This is a genomic window from Microcystis sp. M090S1 (assembly GCF_020246295.1).
GTDB lineage: Bacteria > Cyanobacteriota > Cyanobacteriia > Cyanobacteriales > Microcystaceae > Microcystis > Microcystis aeruginosa.
Genome location: NZ_JADBTF010000034.1, coordinates 1 through 3908, shown reverse-complemented (window position 1 = coordinate 3908; position 3908 = coordinate 1). Strand labels below are relative to the sequence as shown.

The window sequence follows — 3908 nt, the reverse complement described above, 5'->3', positions numbered from 1 at the left end:
GTCAGTCTGTAGAGCGACCATAAGACCAGAACAGAGTAAATCTGTTAAGGCAGGTGCGAAAAATCCTTCGGGAAAGAAGCAGAAACCCAAATCGTGAGGTTTGGGAATCGCCGTCCGTTTTACGGCGGCGAGGATGTCAAGATTGCGTGTTATTGAACAGTTTAATGTTGCTGAGACCGATATAGTATTTACGATAGAAAGAGACGAGATAACCCATCAATTCCAAGACCATGAGACGACCTTCGCTAACGTAGGCCTGCGCTTTGGCCAGGGTGACATCCTGATTTTTTTGGCGTAGGGTGGTGGTATGAATATCCACCACATCCCGAGGACTAGCTTTTAAGAATCCTAACTTATCGGCCAAGCTTCGCAGTCGTTCCGATAGATTATGTTCCACTTTGTATGCTTGTTCTTCTAAAGCTAAGTCTAATAACTCTCCGTAATTTTGGACTAATTCTTGAAAAATATCGGGAATACTCTGCTTTATTGCCTCAGAACCGAACATTTTCGCCGTGATGCTAGTTTGTACTCCCTTGATTAACTGTTCCAGTTCGCGAAATTCCTCTTCCTGTTGTTGATGTTTAAGATTGAGGATATATTGCTGACGTTCGATCGCCACACGAATTTGATAGACTAAAAGACTACTATCGATATTATTTAACTGAATATAACCGTCAGCACCCAGTTGAAAGGCTTTAACGACTAATTTCTCATCATTGCTAGTAGTTTGAACCACTATCGGTATATCAGAGGCTAATTCTCTGGTTTTGACTAGAATATTTAAGCCGGGGGGGACAGAGATTTCCAAGCTTAAGAGGATGAGATCAAATTTCTCCCCTGCTAGTTTTTCGGCAGTTTCCTGTAGATCCTGAGCTTGGGTGAGGGTAAAAGTCAACCCCCCGGCCAGGGAACATTGGGGGGCCTTTAACAGCAATCTCTGGATTAATTTAACAGTCGTCGGTTCATCCTCTATCAATAAAATCCTACAGATATCCCTAGTCATTGTTAATCGATCGCTAAAATTATCTTTTTTCCCCTACTTTCATAGTACGCCCATCTTTGGGAAACGCAAGGACAAAATCACAATCTAGCACCCGCTATCTCGAAGTCTTATTCTACCGCTCAACTAAACTTACTCAAACTTACTTAAAAGTCTGAAAGCTTATTCATTCCTAGTGGGTCAAGCACGGAGCGGGTTAAACGGCAAACCCTTTATTCCCCGGTCAATGACATCAGGAATTACTTTTCTAATGATGTTAAATGCCCCATTGACATCGGCATTTAACAACTGATTTGTTCCCATTTTCTCAAGTCCCCTAGCTAACCTTTTTCCCTTAAATAATGGTTTTTCTTCACCATATTTAGGTAACTCATCCCTATCTAAGGCACTCGATTGTGAGGTAGAGTATTCTTCAGTTATTATGATTTTTATTCCTTTTAATTGAGCTTTATAGGTTAACATTTTTATTAATCTATAATGAGGAATATTGACAAATTGTTGATTATTTATTTTTCCTAGATTAAGAGATTGTTTCATCCGCTCATTATGCCCAATTATTAACGTACCTATTTGAGGTCGAATACACCAATATATTACTCTTTTGCTGGCTGTGTTTAGGTAATTTTATCCTCGACAGTTTCGCTTATGAGTCAGGAGTATCAATCTCTTAGATGAGGGTCGATTATTTCGGGTTTTCAGTTGAGATTGCAAGCGGGAACCTTGTTTGTTGTAGAAGGTGTTAATCGCTTTTAAGGGTCTGCCATTTACCAAAAGAGGTGCTACACCTGTTTGATTTGTAGTTACAGCCATTAAGTTATTAACTCCTAAATCTACACCAGCTTATCTGTTGTTTATCTGTGGTTTCCGACCGTCTTTCATATACTATTTCAATGACATAACAGCTACTTTTGGGGACAATTATCACTGCAATTATTTCTCTCTTGGATGTGGGAATTTTTAAGTCGCTCATAGACAATAGACTAAGCTGAAATCACAGGCAATCAAAGGGGTTAACCTAGGAGCAAAAGACTATTGTGAAGCATCACTTAAAAATTGATGATCAAGTTTACTGCCATTGAGCGTGAATGCGTGGATGGAGTAAACGCTCAACCGGTTGACCGTTTTTTAAATGTTCTTCGACAATCTGATTGACATCCTCTGGTTTAACACGACAGTACCAAGTTTCCTCGGGAATGATTCTCACCGTGGGGCTAGTGCTACACTGTCCTTGACAACCACTGGTCATAACGATTACATCTTCTGGGAGAGCTGCCGTTTGCCAAGCTAAAAGAAGCTCGGACGCACCCTGTACCAAACAGGAAGAATGCTGACAGACCATCACAAATCGCTTTTGGGGATAAGACATATTACCTAAAAAGTAGAAAAATTAGATAGTTCCCTGGGTATATTCTTGGGAATGGCTTTGAGGAAGCATACTTTTATTTTGCCCCGAATCCCCGATACTGGCAATATAAAAAAAGGGGGCGAAAAATTAACCATCGATCTTTAAAATAGAATTCGGAGAAAAATTTAGTCAATCAAGAGGGTAAAAGTGGCATTCGCTAGTCATTGGGTCATGTTAGGTTTATTACTGGGTTTTGCCGTCGCCCATAGCGGATTAGCCAGTTTACGAATGGGGGGAGAAGCTATCATCGGTGCGCGACTGTATCGGGTATTATTTGCCCTCGTTAGTATCCCTCTAGCGGTAATTTTAGTAGTTTATTTCTTCAATCATCGTTATGATGGTTTGCTTCTCTGGCAAGTACAGGGAGTAACCGGAGTAAAAACCCTAGTTTGGATACTTTCGGCCATTTCTTTTTTCTTTCTCTATCCTGCCACCTTTAACCTGCTGGAGATCGCCGCTATCCAAAAACCGCAGGTTCATCTCTACGAAACCGGCATCCTGCGCGTTACCCGTCATCCCCAGATGGTAGGACAGGTGATCTGGTGTATTGCTCACACCCTCTGGTTAGGGACAAGCTTTACCCTATTAACTTCCCTGGGTTTAATTGCCCATCATCTTTTTGCTGTCTGGCATGGCGATCGCCGGTTAGAGAACCGTTACGGAGAGGCATTTTTAAAGATCAAAGAACGCACCTCGGTGATTCCCTTTTTAGCGATTATCGATGGTCGGCAAAGCCTAAAATGGCAAGAATTCCTTCGTCCTGCCTATCTAGGGGTAACAGGGTTTATTTTACTCCTCTGGTGGGCGCATCCTTGGCTCATGCAAGCAACAAGTAAAATTTATTGGTGATTTTGCTCCCAACCCCTTTCTTATTGATCCCGATTGGTGTAGAATGGTTGCCATATCAAAATCAAGTTTTCATAAAATCCGTTTAGATATGATACTATCTGTAAACGAAAAGAGCTTCCATAAGCTAGTTTTAGAGTCTTCTAGTCCGGTTCTCGTGCATTTTTGGGCTCCTTGGTGTGGTTTATGTCGTTTAATCCAACCCACCCTCTGTTCTTGGCAAAATGAGTGTCAAGATGCGATTCAATTAGTCGGTGTCAATGCCGATGAGAATTTTCAATTAGCTAATAGTTTTCGTCTGCGTAGTCTGCCTACGTTAATTCTCTTCGATCAAGGTGTTCCCGTTCATCGTCTGGAGGAAATTCACAGTCGCGAGGAATTGCAACAAACCCTGCGACTAATGGCCAAAAATCAAATCCTGCGTTTATGGGAAAGATACCTTTTCTGATGCGACTGGCAGAGATAATATAGGTTCTTCGTTACTTGGTATGGTTCGATAGGGTGGCATAAATCGACTAAATCTTTATCTGGCAAGAGATTTAATTGATTAGTTCGCTCTGGATCGAAAACAGTTGACAAAAATCGCAGCAACACCTGTCTCTATAAGGGTTTCATTCCTTATAACCCCGTCCATTGCATAAGACAAACCGAAGAACC

At 41.4% G+C, this 3908-nt stretch carries 5 protein-coding genes and 1 pseudogene; 2 read left to right on the top strand and 4 right to left on the bottom strand.

The window, feature by feature from the left end:
* Nucleotides 1-136: 136 nt before the first annotated feature.
* From IM477_RS01430 to IM477_RS01415, 4 genes and pseudogenes are all read right to left on the bottom strand, one after another.
* Nucleotides 137-1003: a response regulator gene (locus IM477_RS01430; protein ID WP_287730227.1), complete on the bottom strand. Its 867-nt coding sequence runs from the start codon at nt 1001-1003 to the stop codon at nt 137-139.
* A 177-nt stretch (nt 1004-1180) separates the two neighbouring features.
* Nucleotides 1181-1555 (bottom strand): zinc ribbon domain-containing protein, encoded by a 375-nt coding sequence (locus tag IM477_RS01425; RefSeq protein ID WP_287730228.1) that lies wholly within the window; start codon nt 1553-1555, stop codon nt 1181-1183.
* Nucleotides 1556-1624: 69 nt separating this feature from the next.
* Nucleotides 1625-1810: a transposase gene (locus tag IM477_RS01420; protein ID WP_261779559.1), complete on the bottom strand. Its 186-nt coding sequence runs from the start codon at nt 1808-1810 to the stop codon at nt 1625-1627.
* A 256-nt stretch (nt 1811-2066) separates the two neighbouring features.
* Nucleotides 2067-2372 (bottom strand): annotated as a pseudogene (locus IM477_RS01415) ((2Fe-2S) ferredoxin domain-containing protein); the annotation flags it as partial.
* A 180-nt stretch (nt 2373-2552) separates the two neighbouring features.
* Between IM477_RS01415 and IM477_RS01410 the strand changes: the two are divergent.
* On the top strand, nt 2553-3254 hold the full coding sequence (locus IM477_RS01410) for an NnrU family protein (protein WP_287730225.1): 702 nt from the start codon (nt 2553-2555) through the stop codon (nt 3252-3254).
* A gap of 88 nt (nt 3255-3342) precedes the next feature.
* Entirely contained in the window at nt 3343-3699 is a 357-nt protein-coding gene (locus IM477_RS01405; protein WP_287730224.1) for a thioredoxin family protein, read from the top strand.
* Nucleotides 3700-3908: the final 209 nt, after the last annotated feature.